General features: G+C 66.3%; 22 protein-coding genes and 1 tRNA gene. 12 read left to right on the plus strand and 11 right to left on the minus strand.

The genetic code is table 11. From position 1 onward, the window contains the following. Positions 1-174 precede the first annotated feature (174 nt). The 3 genes from QFZ61_RS04590 to QFZ61_RS04600 form a co-directional block, all read right to left on the minus strand. A complete protein-coding gene (locus QFZ61_RS04590; protein WP_307038004.1) occupies positions 175-1,101 on the minus strand; it encodes an AEC family transporter in 927 nt (308 codons plus the stop codon). A 164-nt stretch (positions 1,102-1,265) separates the two neighbouring features. Beyond that, entirely contained in the window at positions 1,266-1,694 is a 429-nt protein-coding gene (gene panD / locus QFZ61_RS04595; RefSeq protein WP_307033720.1) for an aspartate 1-decarboxylase, read from the minus strand. A 68-nt stretch (positions 1,695-1,762) separates the two neighbouring features. Then, positions 1,763-2,671 (minus strand): LysR substrate-binding domain-containing protein, encoded by a 909-nt coding sequence (locus QFZ61_RS04600; RefSeq protein WP_307033722.1) that lies wholly within the window; start codon positions 2,669-2,671, stop codon positions 1,763-1,765. A gap of 142 nt (positions 2,672-2,813) precedes the next feature. On the opposite strand from QFZ61_RS04600, the gene QFZ61_RS04605 reads away from it, so the two are divergent. Both QFZ61_RS04605 and QFZ61_RS04610 read left to right on the plus strand, forming a co-directional pair. Continuing rightward, entirely contained in the window at positions 2,814-4,277 is a 1,464-nt protein-coding gene (locus tag QFZ61_RS04605; protein ID WP_307033724.1) for an amino acid permease, read from the plus strand. 224 nt (positions 4,278-4,501) lie between these two features. Further along, positions 4,502-8,050, plus strand: coding sequence for a bifunctional proline dehydrogenase/L-glutamate gamma-semialdehyde dehydrogenase (locus QFZ61_RS04610; protein WP_307033726.1), 3,549 nt, complete (start codon positions 4,502-4,504; stop codon positions 8,048-8,050). Between the two features lie 51 nt (positions 8,051-8,101). Here the strand turns inward: QFZ61_RS04610 and QFZ61_RS04615 are convergent, their stop codons facing one another. After that, entirely contained in the window at positions 8,102-8,413 is a 312-nt protein-coding gene (locus QFZ61_RS04615) for a hypothetical protein (protein WP_307033728.1), read from the minus strand. 357 nt (positions 8,414-8,770) lie between these two features. Beyond that, positions 8,771-9,637, minus strand: coding sequence for a LysR substrate-binding domain-containing protein (locus tag QFZ61_RS04620; RefSeq protein WP_307033730.1), 867 nt, complete (start codon positions 9,635-9,637; stop codon positions 8,771-8,773). 158 nt (positions 9,638-9,795) lie between these two features. Between QFZ61_RS04620 and QFZ61_RS04625 the strand changes: the two genes are divergently transcribed. Next, entirely contained in the window at positions 9,796-11,172 is a 1,377-nt protein-coding gene (locus QFZ61_RS04625; RefSeq protein WP_307033733.1) for an MFS transporter, read from the plus strand. On the opposite strand, the gene QFZ61_RS04630 is transcribed toward QFZ61_RS04625, so the two are convergent. The 3 genes from QFZ61_RS04630 to QFZ61_RS04640 all read right to left on the minus strand — a co-directional run bounded on the left by QFZ61_RS04630 (position 11,132) and on the right by QFZ61_RS04640 (position 12,664). Beyond that, a complete protein-coding gene (locus QFZ61_RS04630) occupies positions 11,132-12,337 on the minus strand; it encodes a N(5)-(carboxyethyl)ornithine synthase (RefSeq protein ID WP_307033735.1) in 1,206 nt (401 codons plus the stop codon). The genes QFZ61_RS04625 and QFZ61_RS04630 overlap by 41 nt on opposite strands. Next, positions 12,334-12,483: a hypothetical protein gene (locus QFZ61_RS04635; protein WP_307033737.1), complete on the minus strand. Its 150-nt coding sequence runs from the start codon at positions 12,481-12,483 to the stop codon at positions 12,334-12,336. Before QFZ61_RS04635 ends, QFZ61_RS04630 begins: the two co-directional genes overlap by 4 nt. A 107-nt stretch (positions 12,484-12,590) precedes the next feature. After that, positions 12,591-12,664 (minus strand) — tRNA-Gly (locus QFZ61_RS04640). 183 nt (positions 12,665-12,847) lie between these two features. Here QFZ61_RS04640 and QFZ61_RS04645 point away from each other — a divergent pair. Continuing rightward, positions 12,848-13,762: a PaaX family transcriptional regulator C-terminal domain-containing protein gene (locus tag QFZ61_RS04645; protein WP_307033739.1), complete on the plus strand. Its 915-nt coding sequence runs from the start codon at positions 12,848-12,850 to the stop codon at positions 13,760-13,762. 15 nt (positions 13,763-13,777) lie between these two features. Here QFZ61_RS04645 and QFZ61_RS04650 read toward each other — a convergent pair whose 3' ends face one another. Beyond that, positions 13,778-14,179 (minus strand): RidA family protein, encoded by a 402-nt coding sequence (locus QFZ61_RS04650; RefSeq protein WP_307033741.1) that lies wholly within the window; start codon positions 14,177-14,179, stop codon positions 13,778-13,780. A 239-nt stretch (positions 14,180-14,418) separates the two neighbouring features. Between QFZ61_RS04650 and QFZ61_RS04655 the strand changes: the two genes are divergently transcribed. The 5 genes from QFZ61_RS04655 (at position 14,419) to QFZ61_RS04675 (ending at position 20,770) form a co-directional block, all read left to right on the plus strand. Then, positions 14,419-15,285: a fumarylacetoacetate hydrolase family protein gene (locus tag QFZ61_RS04655; protein WP_307038006.1), complete on the plus strand. Its 867-nt coding sequence runs from the start codon at positions 14,419-14,421 to the stop codon at positions 15,283-15,285. A 39-nt stretch (positions 15,286-15,324) separates the two neighbouring features. Further along, complete coding sequence (locus QFZ61_RS04660; RefSeq protein ID WP_307033742.1) at positions 15,325-15,774, plus strand: cupin domain-containing protein; 450 nt, start codon at positions 15,325-15,327, stop codon at positions 15,772-15,774. Further along, positions 15,771-16,643, plus strand: coding sequence for an acyl-CoA thioesterase II (locus tag QFZ61_RS04665; protein ID WP_307033744.1), 873 nt, complete (start codon positions 15,771-15,773; stop codon positions 16,641-16,643). Before QFZ61_RS04660 ends, QFZ61_RS04665 begins: the two co-directional genes overlap by 4 nt. Before the next feature lie 85 nt (positions 16,644-16,728). Further along, the gene (locus QFZ61_RS04670; RefSeq protein ID WP_307033746.1) at positions 16,729-18,378 is read left to right on the plus strand and encodes an AMP-binding protein; all 1,650 of its coding nucleotides are present in this window, start codon (positions 16,729-16,731) and stop codon (positions 18,376-18,378) included. Between the two features lie 10 nt (positions 18,379-18,388). Continuing rightward, entirely contained in the window at positions 18,389-20,770 is a 2,382-nt protein-coding gene (locus QFZ61_RS04675) for a bifunctional salicylyl-CoA 5-hydroxylase/oxidoreductase (RefSeq protein ID WP_307033748.1), read from the plus strand. 3 nt (positions 20,771-20,773) lie between these two features. Here the strand turns inward: QFZ61_RS04675 and QFZ61_RS04680 are convergent, their stop codons facing one another. After that, positions 20,774-21,211 carry a thioesterase family protein gene (locus tag QFZ61_RS04680; protein ID WP_307033749.1) on the minus strand — a complete coding sequence of 146 codons (438 nt, stop codon included), beginning with the start codon at positions 21,209-21,211 and terminating at the stop codon, positions 20,774-20,776. 80 nt (positions 21,212-21,291) lie between these two features. On the opposite strand from QFZ61_RS04680, the gene QFZ61_RS04685 reads away from it, so the two are divergent. From QFZ61_RS04685 to QFZ61_RS04695, 3 genes are all read left to right on the plus strand, one after another. Further along, entirely contained in the window at positions 21,292-23,034 is a 1,743-nt protein-coding gene (locus QFZ61_RS04685) for a thiamine pyrophosphate-binding protein (RefSeq protein ID WP_307033751.1), read from the plus strand. 150 nt (positions 23,035-23,184) lie between these two features. Continuing rightward, complete coding sequence (locus tag QFZ61_RS04690) at positions 23,185-24,483, plus strand: aromatic acid/H+ symport family MFS transporter (RefSeq protein WP_307033753.1); 1,299 nt, start codon at positions 23,185-23,187, stop codon at positions 24,481-24,483. A 167-nt stretch (positions 24,484-24,650) separates the two neighbouring features. After that, the gene (locus tag QFZ61_RS04695; protein WP_307033755.1) at positions 24,651-25,106 is read left to right on the plus strand and encodes an SRPBCC family protein; all 456 of its coding nucleotides are present in this window, start codon (positions 24,651-24,653) and stop codon (positions 25,104-25,106) included. Positions 25,107-25,150: 44 nt separating this feature from the next. On the opposite strand, the gene QFZ61_RS04700 is transcribed toward QFZ61_RS04695, so the two are convergent. Continuing rightward, a complete protein-coding gene (locus QFZ61_RS04700) occupies positions 25,151-26,899 on the minus strand; it encodes a CAP domain-containing protein (RefSeq protein ID WP_307033757.1) in 1,749 nt (582 codons plus the stop codon). Positions 26,900-26,960 lie beyond the last annotated feature (61 nt).

Raw genomic sequence — 26,960 nt, forward strand, 5'->3', positions numbered from 1 at the left:
AGTCGACTGTCCTTTTGCTAACCCTGCGCGTATTGACTTTTCCCACAACGTTCCCCCGGTACCTGCATGCCATGTGGCCGCTTGGCCGTTCACAGCTTACCGGCCGATACCCGGGAGTACGGCCAGTGCCGCGCCGGGCTGCCAGGGACGGCCAGGACGGTGGTGTTGAGGTGCTCAGGTGAGCAGCAGTGCCACGCTGATCATGGCAGGGACGGCCACCACGGTGGTGATGAGGACGGTGTCCTTGGCGACTGTTAGACCGGTCCGGTACCGGTTCGCCACCACGAAGACGTTCTGCGCGGTGGGCAGCGAGGAGGTGACCACAGCGGCAAACAGGGCCTGCTCCCGCATTCCGAGGGCGAAACTGGCGAAGAGGAAGGCCAACAGCGGGTGCACGATCAGCTTGAAGCCACTGGCCAGCAGGGTGTCGGCCCTACGGCCGGCAGAGGCCTGCAGCGGTCGGGAACCGTTTAGGCTCATGCCGAAGGACAGCAGCATCGCCGGTATTGCAGCGCCGCCGATGAGATGAATCGGTTGCAGGACAAGTTCGGGAACCTGCCAACCAGTCCCGGCCACGAGCAGACCCAGTCCCGACCCGACGATCATGGGATTTCGGACAATCATCAAGAGGAAGCTCAGCGGGGTGGTCCGATGGGCGCTGGTCGTGGCATCCAGGACCATCAGGAACAGGGGTGTGAAGAAGGCCAGCTGGAAGATCAACAGTGGGGCCACATAACTGGCGTCACCAAGGACAAAGACCGCGATCGGAATGCCGAGGTTGGCAGAGTTGGCCAGGGAAGCGCTCATCGAGGACACCAAGGCCTCTGGCAGCGGACGCTTGAGCAGGAACCGCACAATGCCGAAGTACAGAGACGCCGTCACAATCGCACCCACCGCTGTCACCAGCAGTGGCGCGGCGAAGACATCATTCAGCCTGGCTTTGCTGAGCGTCTCGAACAGGAGAGCCGGGCTCGCGACAAAGAACGTCAAGGCGCTGAGGACGGAGCGGGCATTCTCGCCCAGAATGTTGCGTCGACCGACAAACATGCCGACCAGAATGATGCACCAGACGACGAAGAAGCCGGCCAGGACGCCTAGCACGCGGCAGTCCGGGGCGTAGTGGGCGTAGCAGGGACGGCGTTCACCGTCCCACAATAATCAGATTTAGACGCCAGTTAGGCCATGGCGCGTTCCGGTGACGTCGCGACCGGAACGTCCGACGTCGGCGTCGGCGCCTGGAGCCGCCGGGGAGGGAACCGGCGCTGCTAGTTCAAGGCGGCGTTGTTCAGGGCGTGCGGCGGGCGCAGCAGCCCGGCCGTGTGGCCTTCCGCGGGATCGTTGCCGATCTGCACCACCTTGTTGTCCTTGTCCACATGGACCACCTTCGGGGTGAAGGTCTTCGCCTCCTCCGTGGTCATCTGGGCGTAGGTAATCAGGATGACGAGGTCGTTTTCGTGCATCAGATGCGCGGCAGCGCCGTTGATGCCGATGACTCCGGAGCCGCGCTCGCCCGCGATGGTGTACGTCTCGAGGCGGGCGCCGTTGGTGACGTCGACGATTGCGACGAGTTCACCGGGGAGGATGTCGGCGGCCTCGAGCAGGTCCAGGTCCACGGTGACCGAGCCGACATAGTGAAGATCCGCGTGGGTGACTGTGGCGCGGTGGATTTTGGACTTGAACATGGTTCGATTCATAACGCTCCCAGTGTAACGCCGGCGCGGCGCCGGTGCTGTGACGGCGAACACTCAGGCCTGCGGGCGGGTTATGCGGCCGGTGCGATGGATGCGGCGGTCTCGGCAAGGATCTCCCGGGCTGCGAGGATGGCCGGGCGCTGCGAGCTGGAACGGCGCACGGACGTGAAGACCGTGCGGTGGGGGTTGCCCGGAAGGTCGATCAGCCGGGCGGAGGTGCCCCTGCCGGTCCAGACCAGGTCCGGCATCAGCGCCACCGCATTGCCGGATTCGATCAACCGGATTTGCGCCTGCAGGTCGGCCGTCTCGAAGCGGACGTCGGGTTCGAAGCCCGCGCTCCGGCAGGCCTGCTCGGCCCAGTGCCGCGACGCCGCACCCCGGGGCTCCATCACCCAGGACATCCCCGCGGTGTCGCTGAGTGAGGTGACGTCGGGGCGGCCCGGGGCTGCCGGCGGCACCGCCAGCCGGATCGCGTCTCCGGTCAGCCGGATTCGGTCCAGCTCGGCGTAGCGGGGCGCTGCATGGCCGGGATACTGCTCGGCGATGACCAGGTCGAAGTCCCGCGCCCACGTCTCGTGCAGGGCTGTTTCAGGTTCCCGTTGGATCATTTCGATCCGGACCTCGGGGTAGCTTGCGGACATCCGCGTCAGGGCATCGGGCATCAGGGCCAGCGCCGCTGACTGGAACACCGCGACCCGGACGGTCCCCGTCACTGTCGTCAGTGACGCCGCGAGGTCGGCCTCGGCTTGTTCCAGGGTCTCCAGCAGCTGGGAAGTGTGCGCCACCAGCACCTCGGCCTGGGGCGTGAGCTGGACCCGGCGGCCTGTCTTGCGGAGGAGTTCGACGCCGGCTTCCTTCTCCAGCAGCGCCAGCTGCTGGGAGACCGAGGACGGGCTGTACTGCAGCGCTTCCGCGACTTCCGCGAGCGTGCCGCGGATCTTCAGTTCACGCAGCAGGCGCAGCCGCCGGATGTCGAGCATCGCTGTTCCTTTGTGAACGCTAATGGTTATTGATTAGGAGAATTCACTTTATCTAATGGAATCTGGCTTGCATACTGTTGTAGCTGAGTAATCCCCATCACAGGGCGGATTGATGGGCACCACCCCTACGCAGGAGACCCTGATGAGCACCAAAGACCTAACCAAGTCGATCATGCGGCGGAAGCCGATCGATGACATCGAAGACGAAAACAAGCACAGCGGCCTGTTTAAAAGCCTTGGACTCTGGCAACTGACAGCGATCGGCGTCGGCGGCATTATCGGCGTCGGTATCTTCTCACTCGCCGGCTTGGTGGCCCACGGCAGCGAGAGCGAGCCCGGCGTCGGGCCCGCGGTGCTTTTCTCCTTCCTGATCGCGGGCCTGGCCTCCGCAGCCGCCGCCCTGTCCTACGCGGAATTCGCCGGCATGATCCCCCGCGCTGGTTCCGCCTATACCTACGGGTACGTGGCGCTGGGAGAGGTGATCGGCTGGTTCATCGGCTGGGACTTGCTACTGGAGTACATCGCGATCGTGGCTGTGGTGGCCATCGGCATTTCGGGCTACTTCGACGCGTTCCTCTCCGGCATCGGTATCCACATGCCCGTCTGGATGACGTCGACGGCGGATGAGGGCAAGGGCGGGATCGTAAACATTCCCGCAATTGCCGTCTGCCTGCTGGTGACGTGGATTCTCTCCCGCGGCACCAAGACCTTCGGCCGCTTCGAACTGGTCGCCGTCGCCGTCAAGGTCGTCCTGATCCTGTTTATCATCGGGCTGGGCATCTTCTACATCGATACCAACAACTACAACCCGTTCATGCCCAGCGGCTTCGGCCCTGTGCTGGCAGGTTCCGCGACTGTGTTCTTTGCGGTGTTCGGCTACGACGCGATGAGCACGGCCGCGGAGGAAGCCACGGACGGCAAAAAGCACATGCCGAAGGCGATTATCCTGTCCCTGATCGTGGCCATGCTCCTCTACGTTGCCGCGACTCTGGTCCTTACCGGCATGCAGAACTATCAGGACATCGACCCGAAGGCCGGGTTCGCTTCCGCCTTCAACGGGGTGGGCTTGCCGGTGATCGCCACGATCATCTCTGTCTTCGCCGTGCTGTCCATCCTGACCGTCATGTTGACCTTCCTGCTGGGTGTCACCCGGGTCTGGTTCTCGATGAGCCGCGACGGGCTGCTGCCGGGCTGGTTTGCCAAAACCGACCGGCACGGCACCCCGCAGCGCGTCACCTGGATTGCCGGCGTGGCCTCGGCCCTGCTGGCAGGCGTTTTCCCGATCAAGGCCGTCGCGGATCTCACGAACATCGGCATCCTGGCCGCCTTCGTCGTCGTCTGCCTCTCGGTGATTATCTTCCGCTACAAGAAGCCGGACGCGCCGCGCACATTCCGTTTGCCGTTCATGCCGGTGGTTCCGCTCTTCGGCATGCTTGCCTCAGCCTTCCTGATGGTGCAGCTGCACTGGGAGACCTGGGTTCGCTTCGGCGTTTGGCTGGTCATCGGGCTGGCCATCTACTTCGGCTACGGCCGTAAGCACTCGCTGATGAACCCGGACAGCCCCCGGCACGAGGAAGCCGTGGAGCTGCACCGCCACGTCGGCTGACCCCTTCACCCACACTTGCGCCATCACTTGTGGCTGTCATTCCGAAAGTTTGACGGCCCCAAGTGATGGCGCATCTTTTGCGTCAGGCGTGCGGGCGGAAAGGCAGCTAAAGCTTTGGTTTTGCTAATCAGTATTGCTCGGAAAACGTCGCTTTATCTTATGAAAATCCGGCCGCATACTGAGTCTTAGAACACATCCCAGCCTGCGAAGGAAAGAGTGCCACCATGACCTACACCTCCACGGATTCCGGCCTGGGCGCCAGCCACGCTGCAGGCAACGAAGCCGGGCACGCCGCCGTGTCCGAAGGTTCGCCTGTGCTTGAGGCCGCGGCGCTCGCCGAGGACGCCATCGCGCTGGTCCGCCGCTGGCTGACCGCCGCGGCGCAGGTCCCCGTCGACGCCTCCGCCGCGCAGCTCGCAGGCGTCCTCAAGGACCCCAACGGTCTGGACTTCACCGTCGGGTTTGTCGACGGCGTCGTGCGTCCCGAAGACGTGCAGGTCGCCGCCCGCAACCTCGCGGCCCTGGCCCCCAAAGTCCCGGCGTTCCTGCCGTGGTACATGCGCAGCGCGGTGCGCCTCGGCGGGACCATGGCTGCGGTCCTGCCGCAGGTCGTCATCCCGATCGCCCGGCGAGTGCTCCGCGAAATGGTCGGTCACCTAATCGTCGATGCCACCGACGCGAAGCTCGGGCCGGCGATCGCGAAGATCCGCAAGGAGGGCATCAAGCTCAACGTCAACCTCCTCGGTGAGGCCGTCCTCGGCCAGCACGAAGCCGCCCGGCGGCTGGAGGGAACGCACACGCTGCTTGCCCGGCCCGACGTGGACTACGTCTCGATCAAGGTGTCGTCCACCGTTGCACCGCACTCTGCCTGGGCCTTCGACGAGGCAGTCGAGCACGTGGTGGAAAAGCTCACCCCGCTGTTTACCCGTGCCGCGTCCTTTGCCGCCGGCGGACGAAAAGCGAAGTTCATCAACCTGGACATGGAGGAGTACAAGGACCTGGACATGACCATCGCGGTCTTCACCCGGATCCTGGACAAGCCCGAGTTCAAAAACCTGGAAGCCGGGATCGTGCTGCAGGCGTACCTGCCGGACGCGCTCAGTGCCATGATGCGGCTGCAGGACTGGGCCGCCGCTCGCCGCGTCAACGGCGGCGCGGCGATCAAGGTCCGCGTCGTCAAGGGCGCCAACCTCCCGATGGAACAGGTCGAAGCCTCCCTGCACGACTGGCCTCTCGCCACCTGGGGTAGCAAGCAGGACTCGGACACCAACTACAAGCGCGTTATCAACTATTCGCTGCATCCGGACCGCATCCGCAACGTCCGGATCGGCGTCGCCGGCCACAACCTTTTCGACATCGCTTTCGCCTGGCTGCTGGCCAAGCAGCGCGGCATCGAATCCGGCATCGAGTTCGAGATGCTGCTGGGCATGGCCCAGGGCCAGGCCGAAGCTGTCAAACAAGACGTCGGCTCGCTCCTGCTGTACACGCCGGTGGTCCACCCGGGCGAGTTCGACGTCGCAATCGCCTACCTGATCCGGCGGCTGGAAGAGGGCGCCAGCCAGGACAACTTCATGTCGGCGGTCTTCGAACTCAGCGAGAACGAATCCCTGTTCGAGCGCGAGAAGCAGCGCTTCCTCGCCTCCCTCGCCAAACTCGACGACGAGGTCCCGGCGCCGAACCGCCGGCAGAACCGCGCCCTGCCGCCGGCGCCGATGCCGCACGACGCCTTCGAGAACACGCCGGACACCGACCCGTCGCTGCCGGCGAACCGGGACTGGGGCCGTGCCATCCTCGGCCGTGTCGCGACCTCCACGCTGGGAAACGCCGCCGTCGAGGCCGCCACCATCACGGATGAGGCGACCCTGGACACCGTCATCGCCACCGCCGTGGAGAAGGGCAAAGCGTGGGGTGCCCTGTCCGGTGCAGAGCGCGCGGAAATCCTGCACCGTGCCGGCGATGTGCTCGAGGCCCGCCGCGCCGACCTGCTCGAAGTGATGGCCAGTGAGACCGGCAAAACCATCGACCAGGGCGACCCTGAGGTCAGCGAGGCTGTTGACTTCGCCCATTATTACGCCGAATCGGCCCGCAGGCTCGACGACGTCGACGGTGCCACCTTTGTGCCGGCCAAACTCACCGTGGTGACTCCGCCGTGGAACTTCCCGGTGGCCATCCCCGCCGGCTCCACCCTCGCCGCGCTCGCCGCCGGCTCGGCCGTCGTGATCAAGCCGGCCAAACAGGCCTGCCGCAGCGGCGCCGTCATGGTCGAGGCGCTGTGGGAAGCCGGCGTACCCCGCGACGTGCTCACCATGGTGCAGCTGGGCGAGCGCGAACTCGGGAAGCAGCTCATTTCCCACCCCGCGGTGGACCGTGTCATCCTGACCGGCGGCTACGAGACCGCCGAGCTGTTCCGGTCCTTCCGCAAGGACCTGCCGCTGCTGGCTGAAACCAGCGGCAAGAACGCCATTATTGTGACGCCCAGCGCCGACCTGGACCTGGCCGCGAAGGATGTCGCCTACTCGGCCTTCGGCCACGCCGGCCAGAAGTGCTCCGCGGCCTCGTTGGTGATCCTGGTCGGCTCCGTGGCCAAGTCCAAGCGGTTCCACAACCAGCTGATCGATGCGGTCACGTCCCTCAACGTCGGCTACCCGGCGGATCCCGCCAGCCAGATGGGACCGATTATCGAGCCGGCCGGCGGCAAGCTGCTGGATGCGCTGACCACGCTCGGCGAGGGCGAGGCCTGGGCCGTGGAACCGAAGCGGCTGGACGATTCCGGCAAGCTCTGGAGCCCGGGTGTCCGTTACGGAGTCCGGCGCGGCTCGTACTTCCATCTGACGGAATTCTTCGGCCCGGTCCTCGGTGTTATGACCGCGGATACCCTGGAAGAGGCCATCGAAATCCAGAACCAGATCGAGTACGGCCTGACCTCCGGGCTGCACTCGCTCGACGCCGACGAGCTGGCCATCTGGCTCGACACCGTCCAGGCCGGCAACCTCTACGTCAACCGGGGTATCACCGGCGCCATCGTGCAGCGCCAGCCCTTCGGCGGCTGGAAGAAGTCCGCCGTCGGCCCAGGCACCAAGGCAGGCGGCCCCAACTACCTCGCGGGTCTCGGCGAGTGGGTCAGCACGCCCAGCACCGTCGGCGGGGCGTCAAGCGGTGGGACGGCTTCAGGGAACGCCGCGGTGCGGCGGATTGAGGATGCGGCCAAGGGATTCCTGGCCCCCGAGGAGCTGGCCCCGCTGCAGCGCTCGCTGGCGTCCGACGCGTTGGCCTGGACCGAGGAGTTTGGCACCGCCAAGGATGTTTCCGGCTTGAGCGCCGAACGGAACGTCTTCCGTTACCGCCCGCTGCCGGTCACTGTGAGACTCGCCGAGGGCGGGGCACTTGGTGGCCTGGTCCGCGTCGTAGCCGCCGGTGTCCAGGCGGGCTCGGACCTCACCGTCTCAAGTGCCGTAGAGCTGCCGTCCCAGTTGCGGACCGTGCTCTCCGGGCTGGGCATCGGGATCACGGTTGAGAACGACGCCGAGTGGCTGGCCACGGTCCGCCGGTTCGCCGCGGCGGCTAAAATGTCCGTCGGCCGGATCCGGCTGATCGACGGTGACGCGAAGGCGCTGGCGGAAGCTGCCGGCGGCCGGCCCGACCTTGCCGTTTACTCCCACCCGGTCACGGAAGCGGGGCGTGTGGAGTTGCTGCCGTTCCTGCACGAGCAGGCCGTGAGTATTACCGCGCACCGCTTCGGCACTGCCAACCACCTCTCGGACGACCTGATCTAGAGGGCGGCTGGGCTAGCCCAGGTACCGGCGCTAGCCCAGTAGCCCGGCGCGCTAGCCCAGGTACCAGCCGGGCGGTGCCCACGACGCTGGCACAGCGTGCGCGGAGAAGTCATCGCAGCCGGAGCAGAAGTACGTCACTTCGCCCAGTTGGCTGACGGAACCGTCCCGGCGGTGCTTGGCGGGAATGAACGCCTCTAGGTAGATGAATTCGTCCGTCCCGCACCGCTCGCAGTAGGGAATGCCGACATAGTCGTTCTCAGACCGGGCCGGGGCGGGATGCGGATCCAACCTGCCGAGGCTGGCGTGCGGCAGGCTCTCAAGCCGTGCGGCCGCTGACATCGGCCGGGCGGGGTTTAGTGTCATCCCGGTGCTGACTGTGCCCGGTCGAAGTGTGGCGTGGTGACGGTTTATGGCTGGCGACATTGCTGGCCTATCCCGAACGCTTAGTGTCCGGTGCCGCCGCACCGTACGGGGCACCATGGGACAGCGTTCGTTTTCTCGAAAACGTGTGGCTGGCCTCTGCTTGACCTCCGATATTGTCAGGATAGGGCAAGTACCACGTGCGTTCAATGGCTGCGTACAAGCCGGGCAGAACGAGTAATTTGAGGGTAAGTGTTCCCTTTTGTCCGCGTAGGTACACGAACTAACGGGTCCAAGTGGAGTGGCCCCGGTCCCGCCGAGCACCCGCACGCCGAGCACCCGCTGCCGCCGGGGCCGGCGTCAGTTGCGGCTTGCCGCGGAACGGTTCAGGGTCCGGCCCGCAATTGCCTGAGTGAGGGCCTCGATCACCTCGACATTGGCCAGCGGATTCCGGATCAAAGTGAAGTCAACGTCGCCGACCGGCGGCAAATCAAAGCGCCGGGTGATGACCAACAAGTCCTCCGGGACCAGTGAAGCCGGCATCACTGCGACGCCGATGCCTGCCCGCACGGCGGCCAGCACACCGCTGATCTGCCGCGTGGTGCAGGTGATGCGCCAGGTACGGCCGCTACCCTCAAGGGCGTCGATCGCCAGTTTCCGGCTCAGGCTCGGCGCCGGGTAGGCGATCAGCGGTACCGGGTGCCCCGGGTCCAGCACGGTCTGTTCAAGCCCCACCCAGGCGAAAGAGTCCTGCTGCACCACCGTTCCATCCTTGGCGCCGGCGACCCACTTCACGAAGACCAGATCCAGTTGGCCCGCGTTAAGCCGTCTGTAGAGCTGGTCGCTCTGCCCCACCGTCAATTCGAGGTTGATCTGCGGGTAAATCTGCCGGAACTCGCGCAGGATCCGGGGGAGGCCGGTGATGGCAAGGTCATCCGCGGTGCCGAACCGTAGGCGGCCGCGCATGGCCGACCCGGAAAAGTAGCGGGCGGCGGAGTCATGGGCCGCGAGGATGGTTCGCGCGAATCCGGCCATGGCATCCCCGTTGTCCGTCAGGCGCACCTCCCGGGTGTCCCTGGCGATGAGGGTGCGCTTGGCCGCGGCCTCCAGCTTCCGCACGTGCTGGCTGACGGTCGGTTGCGCCAAGCCCAGCCGTTCCGCCGCCCGGGTGAAGCTCAGGGTTTCGGCGACGGCCAGAAACGAGCGGAGCTGGGCGGGCTCAAACATGCGCCGGTCCGGTCAGTGCGCTCCGGTATCGGTCCACGCCAGCTCCTGTTCATTGCGAATCATGATGCGAGTTATGTCCGGGATAGCCTTCCACAATCGACAGGGGCCAGCCTAGCGTTAAGTCAACTCCGTCAGCCCCGATCCCTTGAGGAATTTCCGTGGCACCCCCTCCGCCCTTCCAGGCCACCGAACCGCAGCCCGACCAGCTGCAGCAGGTTGCCCCGCCGCCCGCCGCTCAGCCCACGACCCAACCCATCGGCGTCGTGCCGGACCGGTTGCCATGGCGGCATACCTTCATTTCACTAAAAGTCCGCAACTTCCGGATCTTCGCCGTCGGGCACTTCATCGCCGTCATCGCGCTCTGGATGCAGCGGATCGCCCAGGACTGGCTGGTGCTCCAGCTATCCGGATCCGTCACCGCCGTCGGCGTAACCGTGGCCCTGCAGTTCCTGCCCTCGCTCTTCCTTGGCCCCTGGGCGGGAATGATGGCGGACCGCTTCGCGAAGCGCAGGATCCTGATGCTGTGCCAGTCCGTAGCCGCAGTCCTCGCGGCAATTCTCGCGACCCTTGCGCTGTCGCAGCGGATTGAGGTCTGGCACGTGTACGCCATCGCGCTGACCCTGGGCCTGGTCACCGTGCTGGACCAGCCGGCCCGCCAGGTCTTCGTCAACGAACTGGTCGGCCCGGTCTACCTGCGCAACGCCATCAGCGTGAACTCCACCATCTTCCAGCTCGGCGGCCTGATCGGCCCGGCGTTCGCAGGAATCCTGCTCGGCGCCGTGGGGGCCGGCTGGGCCTTCGCGGCCAACGCCGTGGCGTGCTGCTCCACGGTGACCATGCTGCTGATCCTGCGCAGGGACGAACTGCACATCGCGCTGCCGGCGCCCAAGCGCAAGGGCATGCTCAGGGAAGGGCTGCGGTACGCGCTGAGCAAGCCGACGATCTACTGGCCGTGGCTGATGGCCGGCTTCGTCTCCGTGTTCGCGATGAGCCTGCCGGTGCTGCTGGCGGCTTTCGCTGACCATGTGTACGACGTCGGCGCCGGAGGCTACGGACTGCTCAACGCCCTCGTGGCGCTCGGGGCCCTGGCGGGGGCCGTTACTTCCGCGCGGAGGCGGCAGCTCCGGCTGCGTTCCGTCATGCTGGCTGCCGGGATGTATGGGCTGATGCTCTGCCTTGCCGCCGCGGCGCCGTCGATGGCGTGGTTCGGCGCGGCGATGGTGCTGGCCGGCTTCTGGTGCCTGATGTTCCTCACCGCCGCCAACCAGCTGGTCCAAACCAGCGCCAACATGGGGATCCGCGGGCGGGTGATGAGCCTGTACATCATGGTGCTGATCGGCGGCCAGGCCATCGGCGGCCCACTGATGGGCTGGCTGGCGGAACACCTTGATCCACACACGGCCGTACTGGTCGCGGGCGGGGTACCTGCGCTGGCCGCGGCGACGGTCGCCGTCGTGCTGGCCCGGCGCGGCCAGCTGATGCTCAGGGTGGATGTCAGGGACCGGCGGCGGCTGCTGCGGATCGTCCGGGCCTAGCTTTCGCGCCGGCGACCGGCAGGTGCGGGTAAGCGCGCTGGCGTCGTTGGAAGGCGAGAACGTCTGGATTGAGCACCACCCCGTCGCGGATTTCGATGGCGCGGCGAATGGTCTCGTTGCCGTCCCAACCTTCGGGTCCGGACAATACCGTCGCTAGGAACGGCAGCAGCGCCTCGCTGATTTCCCAGCTGGCGGAGTTCCAGAGGTAGGACGGGCTGTGGTCCACCGCGTAGTAGTCGACGTGGCCGCCGACCGTGAACATGGGCTCAGTGAACGACGTCGTTCTAGCCCAGCTGAAGCCCATGCCCTCGTCGCAGGACACGTCCACGATCAGGCTGCTCGGCCGGAAGGCGTCCAGGTCCTCGGGGCGCAAGTAGGTCAACGGCGCGTTCGGGTTCTGCAGGGTGCAGTTGACCACGATATCGCTCCCGGCGAGAAACGGCGCCAGCGGAACCCGTCCTCGTTCGGTGATGACTTCGCTGAGGTACGGCGCCTCGCCGTCGTGGTCGAACTGCGCGATCCGCACGGAATGGATGGGCGAACCTACCGCGGCGACCCCTCGGTTGGTCAGCACCTGCACGTCATGGACGCCGTGGGCGTTCAGCGCCGTCACGGCGCCGCGGGCGGTCGCACCGAATCCAATGACGACGGCGCTCAGCCGGCGGCCGTAATCACCGGTGGTGCCGGTCAGGGACAGGGCGTGCAGCACCGAGCAGTAGCCGGCCAGCTCATTGTTCTTGTGGAAAACGTGCAGGCCGAAGCCGCCGTCGCTGGCCCAGTGGTTCATCGCCTCGAACGCGATGAGGGTGAGCTTTTTGTCGATCGCGAGTTGGGTAATCGCCGAGTCCTGGACGCAGTGCGGCCAGCCCCAAAGGACCTGCCCGTCGCGCAGTTCGGCGAGGTCCTCCGGCTGTGGCTTGGGCAGTAGCACGACGTCGGCGTCAGCCAGCAGCTGCGTCCGCGGGGCGATCTGGCCTACGATGTCGGCCAAATCGGCGTCCGTCATGCCGAAACGCTCGCCGTAGCCCTCTTCCACGATCAGCTGCTGCCGGAGTTCCGGTGCGATGCGTTCGAAGTGGCGGGGATGAATGGGGAGCCGGCGTTCGTCGGGTTTGCGCGTGGTGGCGAGGACTCCCAGGGTTAGACCGCCTGATGAACCGGTCACTTCTTTTTGGGACTTGCCGTCTTGGCGGCGGTCGCCTTGTCGAGGGAGCTTGGCGGGGCCGCAGCCGCCCTCTTATCAGCGCGCTTTTCCTTAATGGACTTGGCGGATTTCTTGGATGCTGCTTGACGGGGGGATTTGTCAGCCATGATTGCTCCTGTAGCGGAACCGAAGAGGTTCCAGACTTCGAACGATACAGGTAGCTACCTAACCGGCTCTGGCGAAGTGCATCCGGAGGGAGCGGAGCGGGAAAAACTGGAGCGGCTGACGGGAATCGAACCCGCGTATCAAGCTTGGGAAGCTAGCGCTCTACCATTGAGCTACAGCCGCAGGGGGACGGTCCAGAAGCCTGGACGGTGTCCCGCGGAACAACGAGACTCACCTTACCCCAGCTGGCGGACTTCCTCGAACAGCCGCATCGGGCCGGTGCTCTGCGGTGCGTGCCATGGCGGTCGCGGGCCGCAGACCTCTATAGCCTAGATCCATGATTCTTTTCGCGAGGAAAAACCGGCGGTGGTAAAAAACCAGGCGCTGCCGGCCGTCGATGCGGATGCCGTGCCGGACGGTGCTGGCTCCGTCCCGCGCCTGCCCCCGCGCCACCAGCAGCTTATCGTCACGATCTACGGCCTGTACGGCCGCTCCACCGGCGGCGCCGTGCCCGTCTCGGTGCTGATTTCCATGCTGGACGACCTCGGCGTCGAATCCTCCGGGGTGCGCTCGTCGGTTTCCAGACTAAAGCGCCGCGGTGTGCTGGAAAGCGTCAAGCAGGGCGGCGTGGCCGCCTATCGGCTGGCGCCGAACCTGGAGGATGTCTTCCAGGAGGGGGACCGCCGCATCTTCTCCCCGCGACGGGCCACGGCGGCCGACCGCTGGCTGCTTATCGCATTCTCCGTCCCTGAGTCGCAGCGGCACCTGCGCCACCAGTTGCGCAGCATCCTGACCAGGATGGGCTTCGGATCGGTAACCCCCGGCCTATGGATTGCACCCGGCAATACCTATGAAGACATCAGTCACCAGCTAGAGCGGACCGGGCTGACCGAGTACGTGGAGTTTTTCAAAGCCGAGCATCTCACGGCCGGGGACATCAAGGACAAGGTTTCGCGGTGGTGGGACCTGCCGGCGCTCGAATCGCTCTACGCCGAATTCATCGACAGGTTCGCCCCGGTGCTTGCCCGCTGGGAGTCAGGAGACGCAGGCTCCCGGCCGGACTCCGACCGTGCGGCTTTCGCCGACTACGTCCAGCTCCTCACCCAGTGGCGCCGCCTGCCGTATTTGGACCCGGGCCTGCCGGAGGAATTCCTGCCTCCGGGCTGGCACGGGCTCACCGCCGAACGGACTTTTGCTGAGCTGCACCGGCTCCTTAACGGCCCGGCCCGCCAGCATGCAGAGCGGCTGCTGGCGGGTCCGGGAGGTGCGGGCGCCGTCTAGGCTCCTGACCGGGCTCTATCCCTGCCCGGCCACAACGGCGATCGCCTGGATCTCGATCAGTGCTTCGGCCTGCCAGAGCCTGGTGACGCCCACGCCAGCCATCGCGGGGTAGTCGGTTCCTGCCATTTCGCGCCAGAGCCGCCCGATCTCGCGTCCGTTCTTCTGGTAGTCCTCGACGTCGGTCAGGTAGATGGTGACGTTGACCAGGTCCGAGGGCTGGCCGCCGGCTTCGGCCAGCGTAGTGAGGACGTTGGCGAAGCACTGGCGGAACTGCTCCACAATGCCGCCCGGAACAATGTCCCCGTTTTTGTCCATCGCCGTCTGGCCACCCAGGTACACGGTGTTGCCGGCCAGGACGCCGTGGGCAAAGCCGGAGGGCTTGGCCAGGGCCGCTGGGTTGATGACCTTGTGGTTCATGGTGGCTCCTCAGTGAGTCGAAAACTAGCAAGGGAATCCGAACGTCTACGCCCGGCCGGCGCAAGCCCGGCGGAAGATTTGGAACGCTCCGGTCTATTCAAAGCCGTGGATTCGTGTTAAGTTGAGCATATGTGACGACCGTAAAAATGTCGACATATCCTTTCCGGGAGTGCCGCCATACGCCCGTCATGAGAGCCGGCAAAGGTGCCGGTTCCGCCGTCGAACCGGAAGTGAAGAAGATGCGCCTTGCGACCGTCATAACCGCACCCGACGCCGGTGCTGGACCCGCCACCAGCGCTGCCGTGCAGGTGGGGGACCGCTTCGTGCTGCTGGCAGCACGGGACCTCAGTGAACTGCTGGGAAACGCCGACTGGCAGGAAACGGCGGCGGCCGCGATCGCAGCGGACAGGTCCGGCGGCGGCGCCGGTGGTTCCATCCCCCTTACCGACGTCCATTTCGCCACCGTGTTGCCGTGGCCGTCCAAGGTCATCTGCTGCGGCCTGAACTACGCCGACCACATCACAGAAATGGGCAGGGAGCTGCCGGAGTTCCCCACCCTGTTCGCCAAGTTTGCGGACACGCTGATCGGCGACGGTGACGTCATTGACGCGACCGGCAACGGCGCCAAGCTGGACTGGGAAGCCGAACTGGCCGTCGTCGTCGGCGCCCCGCTCAGGAACGCGTCGCCCGAGGAAGCCGCTGCCGCGATCGCCGGCTACACGGCCGCCAACGACATCTCCATGCGCGACTGGCAGAACCGCACCCTGCAGTGGTTCCAGGGGAAGGCCTTCGACCGCACCACGCCGCTCGGCCCGGTGCTGGTCACCCCGGATGAGTGCGATCCGGAAGCCGGCGTCCAAGTCCGTTGCCTGGTCAACGGCGAAGTGGTCCAGGACGGCAACACGAAGACCCTTGTTTTCAGCGCGCCGGCCCTGCTGTCCTACATCTCCACCTTCACCAGGCTCCGTCCCGGCGACGTCGTCCTCACCGGCACCCCCGGCGGGGTCGGCATGGGCGCCGTCCCGCCCCGATTCCTGCACGACGGCGACGTCGTGAGCACCGAGATCGAGGGCATCGGCACCCTCACCAACGCGGTCAAGCTCTAAGCCGCGCCGTCCTACCGCCCCGCAGAGAGAGGTATCACCATGACAGAACAGATCAGCCAGCAGGTGACCGACCAGGTTGTCCCCGTTGTCACCCGCAAGGGGGCAGAGCACCGCGACACCGGCCAGTCCGGCGGCGCCGTCCGGATCTCCGGCGTAAGCACCCAGCACACCCCTGCTACAAAGATCTGGTACGGCCAGGTCAGCAACGAACCCGGCTACCGCTCATTCCCGCACCACCATGGCGAGGCGGAGACCGGCGGCTACGTGCTGCGCGGCCAGGGACGGATCTACTTCGGCGAGGATTACAAAGAATTCCTTGATATGACCGAGGGTGACTGGGTCTTCGTCCCGCCGTATATGCCGCACGTGGAAGCTAACATGAGCACCACCGAGGAGCTCGTCTGGCTCACCGCCCGCACCCCCGAGAACATCGTGGTGAACCTCGACGACGTCGACGACTCCACGCTCGAAGGGTACCGCCGGGTATGAACCCGACGTCGGAGATCCTCCTGTCCGCCCTCAAACTGACCCCTGCCGAGCCGGACTTCCTCGACGAGGCCTATACCGCCACGACGCAGTACGTGCCGTGGCCCAAGGCCTACGGCGGGGACATGGTGGCCCAGGCCGCCGCCGCGGCTATGCGCTCAGTAGGGGATGACCGCTCGCTGCATTCGATGCACAGCTACTTCATGCGGCCGGCGGACATCGGCGCCGAGGTCCGGTACGAGGTGGAGCGCCTCCGGGACGGGCGCGGCTACTCCACCCGGCAGGTCCGCGCCTACCAGGGCGGCAAGACCGTCTACGTGGCCATGGCCTCCTTCCACGCGGAGGAGTCCGGCGCGGAATTCGCCCGGGCCATGCCGGCCGGCATCCCTGATCCGGAGTCCCTGCCTTCCTCCGCCGACGTGCTCGACGGCGTCGGCGGGGACGCTGCGGCCTACTGGGCCGGCGGACGCAGCTTCGACATGCGGCACGTTCCCGGCGCCGTCTACCTCAGCGTTGAGGGGGAACAGGTGCCGCACCAGGCCGTCTGGGTCAAGGCCTTTGACCGGCTGCCGGATGACCCTGACTTGCAGCGGGCAGCCCTGGCCTACGTTTGCGACTACACCATCCTGGAACCGGTGCTCCGCGTGCACGGCTACGCCTGGGCCGACCCGGACCTGGTCACGGCAAGCCTGGACCACGCCATGTGGTTCCACCGGGAAGGCCGCGTGGACGACTGGCTGCTCTACGTCCAGGAAGCCGTCTCGGCGCAGGCCAACCGCGGACTCGCCCAGGGTCACTTCTACGACCGGCAGGGCAGGCTCCTCGCCACGGTGGTCCAAGAAGGCATGATCCGGAAATCCGCTGCTCCGTAAGTGCCCTTTTGGCCCGTCCAAACGGCCGTTTCGGAGGACTCGATGAACGCCCCGCCCCTATCAATGACGATATGAAAGGCCTGCCATGGATCTGACGCCCACGGCGCACCAGGACACTTTTGCCCGTGACAACCTGCCTCCGGCAGAGCAGTGGCCCGCCCTGGAGTTCACGCTTCCGGAACTCCAGTACCCGCAGCAGCTCAACGCGGCCACTGTACTGATCGACGACGCGGTCCGTAGCTTCGGTGCCGACCGCCCAGCCCTGCTCACCCCGGACGGCGGGTCCTGGAGCTACGGGGAGCTGCAACGGCACGCCAACCAGGTGGCCCAGGTCCTGGTCGAGGACTTCGGGGTCGTCCCCGGCAACCGCGTGATGCTGCGCTCGCCGAACAACCCCTGGCTCGTCGCCGCGTGGCTGGGTGTGCTCAAGGCCGGCGCCGTGGTGGTGACGATCATGCCCGCCCTCCGCGTGAAGGAAATCCGGACCCTGCTGGAGCTGACCCGGCCGTCCGCCGCCCTCTGCGACAGCCGCTTCCTGGCGGACCTGGTTGAGGCCGCAGGCCGTGAGGTCCCGGTACTGGCCGTGGGCGGCAACACGGAAACTGATCTGATCGCCCGCTGCGCAGCCAAGAGCGGTGAGTTTTCCGACGTCCCGACGGCGGCAGATGACGTCGCGCTGTTCGGCCCGACCTCGGGAACGACCGGGACGCCGAAGATCACGATGCATTTCCACCGCGACATCCTCGCCAACGCGGACACTTTCGCCCGGCACATCCTCCAGCCCTCCCCGGAGGACATCTTCGCCGGGTCCCCGCCCCTGGCTTTTACCTTCGGGCTGGGGGGCCTCGTCGTCTTCCCGCTCCGCTTCGGTGCCGCCGCGTTGCTGACCGAACGCGCCACGCCGCTCGAATTGGCGCAGGCAGTGCACGCGGCGAAAGCCACCATACTGTTTACCGCTCCGACGGCCTACAAGGCGATCCTCAAGGAAGGCGCCGAGGGTCTGCTCGCCAGCCTCCGGACCGCCGTTTCGGCTGGCGAACACCTGCCCGCCGAAACCTGGCGAGCCGTTCACGAACGAACGGGCTTGAAGCTAATCAATGGCATCGGTGCCACCGAAATGCTGCACGTCTTCATTTCCGCGGCCGGGGACGATATCCGTACCGGTGCCACCGGCACGGCCATCCCCGGCTACCGCGCCACGATCCTCGACGAGGACGGCCGGGAGCTGGGCCCGAACGCCGTCGGGCGCCTCGCCGTGATTGGTCCCACCGGCTGCCGCTACCTTAACGATCCCCGCCAGGCGGACTACGTCGTGGACGGCTGGAACGTTACCGGTGACACCTTCAGTCGGGACGATGACGGCTATTTCTACTACCAGGCACGCTCCGACAACATGATCGTGTCCTCGGGGTACAACATCGGCGCGCCCGAGGTGGAAGCGGCGATCGACCAACACCCGGGTGTGATGGAAAACGCTGTCGTCGGCAGGCCCGACCCGGACCGCGGCAGCGTGGTCTGTGCCTTCATCGTTCTCCGCGAAGGCGTTGAGGGCGACGACGCGAAGCGCAAGGAAATCCAGGACTTCGTGAAGCAGGCCATCGCTCCGTACAAGTACCCCAGGCAGGTGAACTTTGTCGCCGAACTGCCCCGCAATCCGAGCGGCAAGCTTCAGCACTTCCGGCTGCGCGAGCAACTGGCTGCTGACAGCGCCGCCCCCGAACCCCAGAACGTCTGAGAGGCATCACATGAAAATCGCAATCATCGGCGGCGGTCCGGGCGGACTGTACTTCGCCGCCCTCATGAAACAGCTGGATCCGAAGCACGAGGTCACCGTCTGGGAGCGGAACGCCGCGAGCGACACCTTCGGTTTCGGTGTTGTCTTCAGCGACGAGACTCTCGGCGGCATCGGCAACGCGGACACCGTGATCGCCGAGTACATGTCCAAGCGTTTTGCCCGCTGGACGGACATTGACATTCATTTCCGGGGTGAGCAGCACACGGTCGGCGGCCAGGGCTTCGCCGCCATGAGCCGCAAGGAACTGCTCGAGCTGCTGCAGCACCGCTGCGCCGAACTGGGCGTGGACCTGCGTTTCAGCACCCTCGCCCCGGACGTCGAGGAACTCAGCAGCGACTACGACCTCGTCCTTGCCGCCGACGGCGTGAACTCCGCCGTCCGGTCCCGCTTCGCCGACGTTTTCCAGCCAAGCCTGGACGTCCGCAGGTCCAAGTACATGTGGCTTGGCACCGACCTCGTGTTTGAGGCGTTCAAGTTCTTTGTCAAGGAAACCGAACACGGCACCATGCAGATCCACGGCTACCCTTACTCCGACCAGGGCAGCACCTTCATCGTCGAAATGCACGAGGATGTGTGGCGCCGCGCCGGTTTTGACGCCACCGAGGACCAGGCCTTCAAGCCCGGCGAAAGCGACGAGGCGGCCGTGGATAAGATTCGTGAACTTTTCGCCACGGAACTCGAGGGCCACGAGGTCCTGGTCAACAACTCCAAGTGGCTCAACTTCACCACCGTCCGCAACGAGTCCTGGCGGCACGGCAACATCGTGCTCCTCGGTGATGCCGCCCACACGGCCCACTTCTCCATCGGCTCCGGCACCAAATTGGCGATGGAGGACTCCCTGGCCCTGGCCGCCTGCCTGCATGAACACGCCGAACTCGGGGCCGCCCTGGAGGCCTACGAAACTGAACGCAGGCCCGTCGTCGAGTCCACCCAGCGCGCCGCGCAGGCATCGCTGGAATGGTTCGAGAACATTGGCATGTACAAGGACCAGAACCCGGTCCAGTTCTGCTTCAACCTGCTCACCCGCAGCCGCCGGATCACCTACGACAACCTCAAGCTGCGAGATCCCGAGTTCGCAGCCCGGGTGGACGAGGAATTTGCCCGCAGCCAGGGCATTGCGTCCAGCGCACCTGCCATGTTCCAGCCCTACCGCATCGGCGGGCTGGAACTCAAGAACCGGATCGTCGTCTCGCCGATGGACATGTACTCGGCAACCGACGGCGTGCCGGGTAACTTCCACCTCGTCCACCTCGGCAGCAAGGCCCTCGGCGGCGCCGGCCTGGTGATGACCGAGATGGTCTGTGTGTCCGAAACCGGCCGCATCACGCCAGGCTGCAGCGGGCTCTATAACGACGTGCAGCAGGAGAGCTGGCGCGAAATCGTCGAGTTCGTACACACCCGGTCGACGGCGGCTCTCGGCGTCCAGCTGGGGCATTCAGGCCGGAAGGGTTCGACCAAACTCATGTGGGAAGGCATCGATGAGCCGCTCCCGGACGGCGGCTGGGAGCCGGTAGGCCCATCGGCAGTTCCCTACGGCCCGGGCAGCCCGGCGCCGCGCGAAATCGGCCGCACCGAAATGGACGAGATCCGGGACGAGTTCGTCGCGGCCAGTGTCCGGGCTGCCGCTGCCGGCTTCGACCTGCTGGAATTGCACTGCGCGCACGGCTACCTCCTGTCGGCCTTCCTCTCCCCGCTGGCCAACCGTCGCACCGACGAATACGGCGGATCGCTGGAAAACCGGCTGCGGTACCCGCTGGAGGTGTTCGACGCCGTCCGCGCTGCCTGGCCCGCCGACCGGCCGATGACCGTGCGGCTCTCCGCCACGGACTGGGCACCCGGCGGCAACGACGAGCATGATGCCGTCGCGATTGCCCGGGCGTTCGTGGAGCACGGCGCCGACGGCGTGGACGTTTCCTCGGGCCAGGTGGTCAAGGAGGAGAAGCCGGCGTATGGCCGGAGCTATCAGACGCCGTTCGCTGACCGGATCCGGCAGGAGGTGGCGCAGAAGGCGGGCGCGGCCGTGATCGCGGTGGGGGCGGTGTCCTCCTACGACGATGTGAACTCGATCCTGCTGGCAGGCAGGGCGGACCTCTGCGCCCTCGGCCGCACGCACCTGTTCGATCCGCAGTGGACCCTGCACGCGGCGAGCGAGCAGGATTACCGCGGGCCCGGTGCAGACTGGCCACAGCAGTTCCGGGCCGGCAGCCGGAAGCCTCCGGCAGCCCGCACCGACGCCGTCCGGCCCCGGCTGGCGCTGGTGCGTGAGCCGGAACTGGCAGAACTGCCGACACATCTGCGCTGGACGCCCGCGAAAGAAACGGCTTCGGTCTAGTAACTAGCCCTGGCGGGCGGTGATTCTGGCTCTGAATTCGGCCGGCCACGGGCTCGCGGCCTTTGCGCCGCGAGCCACGTGGGCCGTGACAAAGGAGCCGTGGGCGGCCAGGGCGCGGGGTTCACCGCCGAATTCCTCGCCCCACACTTCAAAGCTGAACGTCATGGACGCGCCGCCGATCTTCTCCACCACTACGGTGGTGGTAACCCGCTGGCCGAAGAACAACTTCGCCCGGTAGTTGAGCTCCTGGCGAACCCGGGGCGCCGAAGGGAAGTACTCCGGCAGATCCAGGTCCCGGAACAGCTTGGCCTCGCAGGCCTCGACAAAACGGAGTACCGCCGAATTGTGCTGGTGCCCCGCCGCATCGGTGTCCACCCATTCAATGGTCCGCTCCAGGGTTGCCGTCGTGGCAGCGCCGGGGAGGGGTTGCACGGGGTTCATGGGGGCCGCCTGAAAGTTCGAAGAGAAGTCAGCAACAGTGCAGTTCGTAGCAGCTGCATTACTCGATGGAAGGTAAGTCCATGGTAGTAGGTTCCCCTGTTTCCTCCGCCGTCCCGGCCGGCCCCGCGCATTCGCCGGCGGCCACGGTCGCGCAGCTCGTGGGTCAGACCCTGGCGGAGCTCGGCGTCGGCCATGTCTTCGGCGTCGTCGGCAGCGGCAACTTCGAGGTGACCAACGCCTTGCGCCTGGCCGGGGTGCCCTACACCGCAGCCCGGCACGAGGGCGGAGCGGCCACGATGGCGGACGCCTACTCCCGGATGTCCGGCCTGGTGGGCGTCGTGAGCACCCACCAGGGCTGCGGGCTGAGCAATGCCGTCACCGGGATAGGGGAAGCGGCCAAGAGCCGCACACCGCTGATCGTCCTGACGGCGGACACCCAAGGCTCCGCGGTCCGATCCAACTTCAGAATCGATCAGAATGCCCTTGCCCGCAGTGTCGGAGCCGTGAGCGAGCGGATCTATTCCCCGGCCACCGCCGTCGCGGACACCGTCCGGGCCTTCCGCACCGCGCGGAACGAACGACGCACCGTGGTGCTTAACCTGCCGCTTGACGTTCAGTCAGCCCCGGCCCCCGCTGCCGACCAGGCGGCGAGGGGGCACCTTCCCGCGGTCGCCGGACCCCAGGTGATGCGCCCTGAGGCCGCGAGCGTCCGCCGCCTGGCTGAGCTGATCCACGGTTCCGCGCGTCCGGTCTTTGTGGCCGGCCGGGGGGCGCGGACGGCGCGGGAGGAACTGCTTAGGCTCGCCGACCATGCAGGAGCTCTGGTGGCCACGTCCGCGGTAGCCAATGGGTTATTCCATGACGAGGACTTTGCACTCGGGATCTCTGGCGGATTTTCATCACCGCTCGCCGCCGAGCTGATCCGGGGTGCGGATCTGATCATCGGCTGGGGCTGCGCCCTCAACATGTGGACCATGCGCCACGGGCACCTGATCTCAGACGGGACCACCGTGGTCCAGGTTGATGTCGAGGATTCAGCGCTGGGCGCCAACAGGCCCATCGACCTGGGCGTGATCGGGGATTCCGCGCTGACCGCGGCGGACGTCCTGGCCGAACTGCTGGCGCTCCAGCCGGGCCGGGCGGAGAAGTACCGTACCGAGCAGACTGCGGCGGCCATCACCGGTAGCTCACGCTGGAACGACGTCGCGACGCCGGACCTCTCCGGCGGCGGGCGGATCGATCCGCGGGTCCTGAGCCGCGAACTGGACACCATCCTGCCCGCGGACCGGATTGTCTCGATCGACTCCGGTAACTTCATGGGCTATCCCAGCGCATATTTGAAGGTCCCGGACGAGTTCGGGTTCTGCTTCACCCAAGCCTTCCAATCCATCGGCCTGGGTCTCTACACCGCGATTGGCGCAGCGCTCGCCCGGCCGGACCGGCTGCCGGTGCTCGGGGCCGGGGACGGGGGCTTCCTGATGGGTATCAGCGAACTGGAGACCGCGGTCCGGCTGGAGCTGCCGCTGGTCTGCATCATCTATAACGACGCCGGCTACGGGGCGGAGGTCCACCACTTCGGCGCCGACGCCGGAGTCGGCGGGCGCTCCGCGGTGGATCTCGGAACCGTCACCTTCCCGGACACGGACATCGCCACGATAGCCCGCGGCTTCGGCGCTGACGCAGTGACCGTACGCAACGTGACGGATCTGGACGCCGTGCGCGCCTGGCTGCGCAGCCGTCCTGCCCGGCCGCTGGTCGTCGACGCCAAGATAGCGTCCGACGGCGGCGCTTGGTGGCTCGCTGAGGCCTTCAAAGGCCACTGACGCACTGTCTCCGTCGTCGATCGTTACCAAAAAACATATGCTGGCTTATTTACTGTCGGAAACAAAGCGTGACACAGTGGGCACAGCATCGCAGCACTCTCGCTCAATCCCTTCGAAATCCTAATGAGAGGTATACCCATGACGCAGTCAATGTCGACTGAGTTACGCAACGAGGCCACGCCTCACTGGAAGGGCCACGCGGTCCTCATCCTGTGCTTCGTAGCGATCGTCTTTGATGGTTACGACCTGGTGGTCTACGGGTCTACCGTTCCCTCGATCCTGAAGTTTCAGGAATGGGGCGTCAGCCCTGCCCAGGCGGGCCTGATCGGCAGCCTCGCTTTGGTCGGCATGCTGATCGGAACGCTTTCCGTCGGCATCCTGACGGACAAGCTGGGCCGCCGTCGCATCATGCTTGCCTGCATTGCTTGGTTCTCCACCTTTATGCTGCTCACGGCCTTCGCGCCGTCCGCTGAGGTCTTCGGCCTGTTGCGGTTCCTGACGGGGCTCGGACTGGGCGGAATCGTACCCACGTGTATTGCACTGACGGTCGAGTTCGCACGCAAGGAGCGGCGCCAGATCGCCAATGCGGTGATGTTCAGCGGCTACTCAGTAGGCGGCGTCGGTGCCTCCCTCCTCGCCATCAACCTGCTGCAGCACATTGACTTCCGCTGGATGTATGCGATTGGTGCACTGCCGCTCGTTACCCTGCTCCCGGTCGCCTGGAAGTTGCTGCCCGAATCGGTGGCCTACCTCGCCCGCAAGCAGCGCCTCGAAGAAGCGAAGGCGACGGCAGCGCGGTACGGGCTGGTTTACTCGGACATTGTCACCCCTGACGACATCAAGACCGGTGCCGAGGCACCGAAATCGGCCATGAAAACCCTGTTCACCCGCAAATGGGTGGTCTCCACCATCCTCTTCGCCCTGGCAAACTTCTGCGGCCTGCTCCTCGTCTACGGGCTGAACACCTGGCTGCCGCAGATCATGCGCCAGGCCGGATTCCAGCTGGGCGATGCCCTGACCTTCCTGCTGGTGCTGAACGCGGGCGCGATTGTCGGCTCCATCAGCGCGTCGATGCTGGCCGACCGGATCGGCATCCGGAAGGTGGTCACGGCGTCCTTCATCCTGGCCTTCGTGGCGATCCTCATGCTCAGCCTTAAGCTTCCGCTGGCAATACTGCTCGTGATCGTGGCCTTCGCCGGCCTCGGCTCGGTAGGCACCCAAATCCTCGTGGGCGGCTATTGCGCCACCCACTATCCGCAGTCACTTAGCGCCACGGCCTTGAGCTGGTCGCTGGGCATCGGGCGCATCGGCGCCATCTGCGGCCCGCTGATCGGCGGTGTGATCGCCGGCATGGCCTTCGGCTGGCAGCTCAACTTCTACATGTTCGCCGCCTTCGCCGTCCTGGGTGCGGTCATCGTGTTCTCCGTTCCGAAGGTTTCGCGCGACTAGCTGTCCGGCGCCGGGACGCAGCACAGCCCGGGGGACCGCATAACTCTTCGGTAAAGGCCCGCCACGCAACGGATGCGTGGCGGGCCTTGCTGGCTACGCTGAAGGGGTTAGCTGCAGTCTCCGGGGAACGGGCTACGTGCACCAGCAGTCCGACAGCGAGGATCTCCGTGGCCTATGCAGAGAACGACGTCGTAATCCAACGCGACGCGATGAGCGTTTACACCTTCCTGCTGGACCCGGTGAACCTCCCGCTTTGGCGCGAGGGTGTCCGCAGCGTGGAACTGATTGCCGGAGCGGGAGGCTCCCAAGGCGCGGTCTACCGCCCGCATCTGGACCACACGGGCCACCGCCAGAGCGCTGCTGATTTTGAACTGACCGTAACCCGGCCCGGCGCCGAGATCCAGTTCCAGGTCCTCGCCGGTCCGGTGCGTCCACACGGCGGCTACTACCTCAGTTCCGAAGGCACCAGCACGCGGGTCCGTTTCGCCCTGCAGTGCCGGCCCGGTGCCGCCGGGCTGCTTCTGGTGCTGCCGAAGGTCCGGCGTGCCCTGAAGACCCAGGTGGCCCAACTCGAGCGGCTCAAAACCGTGCTTGAGAAGGAGCAGCAGCGGGCCGCGGCCTAGCACGTCCGGGGAGTAACAGCGCGGGCCGCCTCTCCTGGGCGGCACTACTGTGCGAGCCGGAGACCGGACCAGTTCCCGGGTACGTACGACGGTGCGGAGAGTTTTCCCGTGCTGAGGTCCCAGTACTGCACAGCGTCGCTGCCTCGGCGCAGGGCCACGCCGGTTGAGTTCAGTCCGCTGGTGTCACGCAACGGCCGGATGGCCGTCACATCGGACCAGCCGCTGGCCACCACGCTGCGGGCCTCGGCGCGTGGAGCAGGAACTCCCGCCCCCCGGTACAGCAGGACATTACCGCTGGTCTGCAGGGCCAGCAGGTCCTGAAAGCCGTCGGCGTCGAAGTCGACCATGGCGAGCCGGGTAGCCGCGATGCCGCTGCCGACCAGGGTCCGCTGCGATAGGTCGCCGGACCCGCGGTTTTGGTACAGCCAGAGGTTGCCGGAGCCGTCGAGAGCCAAGATCTGCGGGAGCCGGTTGTTGGAGCACCACTGTCCCACGGCCGCGGTCATGCCGGCCCACCCGGATTGTCCGAGCGTCACCGCCGCGCGGAAGCCGCCGCCGGGCAGACCGGAATGGAGCGTGACTCGGCCGTCACTCCACTGTGCCAGGACATCGTAGACGCCGTCGCGTTCCCAGTCGGTGAGGAAGACCTGCAAAGCGGACCCGAAGCCGCCGCCGATGACCGTGGGGGCGCCGAAGTCCCGGCTGCCCAGTGCGGGAATGTCGAGCAACTGGCCCGCCGCATTGACGGATACCAAGTCGCTTCCGCTCTTGATCGCGGCCGCACTGAGATCCTGCGTTGGCGGCATGTGACGCACCGGCGGATCGCAAACACTAGACGTGGTTGCGGGGATCCCGCCCGTGACGGATCCCGGGGACGTGGTGGTTCCGGCCGGCAGGAAGCTGTAGCCGAAGAAATTCACCACCCCCCACATCGTGTACCGGTTGGGTGTGGTCTGCCAGTTGCCGTCGGTGAAAGTGATGCCAATGCCGATGACGTTGAAGCGCGGGTCGCGGAGGATCGCGTCATGGGCCGGGGAGCCCTTCCACCACTCGACCAGTTGTGCGGCGTCCCGGTCCCAGCGCACCGCGATGATCTCTCCGGCGCCGCCGGTGGGGTTCAGTGCCCGGGGGTCGGTCCAGAAGTTCGCGCGGTGCTCGATGACTTCCCGGGTCGCGATGTCGTTGGACCACTCCTGGGACAGCCCCGACACCGTAGCGTTGTACTTGACCGGCGCGAGGCCCAGGGACGACCGGTAGTTGTTAATCGCGTTGAAGACGGCCAAAATCTGCGCAGCGTTGCTGTCTTGGACCAGTGCCTGCGCTGAACCATCCGGCGCGGCTTTCGTCTTCGCCAGGGCGGCCTGCTGGGCTGCAAGGAGTTCGGCCTCCGTGGCGGACAGCGGCGGAATGGATTTGGGTTCCGGCGGGGCGCCGGGGGACTCCGCCCTGGCGGGCGAGATCGTCCCGCCGGGGACGACGACGGCAGCGCGGTCTGAGGCCGGGTTGTTGCCTGGCGCGGGCGAGGCGGAGGCGGCGGGTGAAGCCTGTCCGCCCGGGACGGGCGTGGGCGCTGCCGGTGCGGCGGGGCCGGGTTGCGGGCCGGAAGCGGGCAGTGGCGCCTTGTTGGTGCCCGCCCCGGCGGCCTGCGGCGGCGCTGACGCGTCCGGCTCGACGGCGGCTGGTGCCGGCTTGCTGGTGGAGGTCGGCGCGGGTGCTGCGGAAGGCAGCGCGGCCACGGCAGCCGGCGAGACCAGGGCCAGCGCGCACAGCGCGGCCACGGCAAACTTCTTCAAAACGAACCCCAGATCCGTCGTGGCCCCCGAGAGCCGGGCGGCCTGTAGTCACTGGAGCAAC

The sequence above is a fragment of the Arthrobacter sp. B3I4 genome, assembly GCF_030816855.1.
GTDB lineage: Bacteria > Actinomycetota > Actinomycetes > Actinomycetales > Micrococcaceae > Arthrobacter.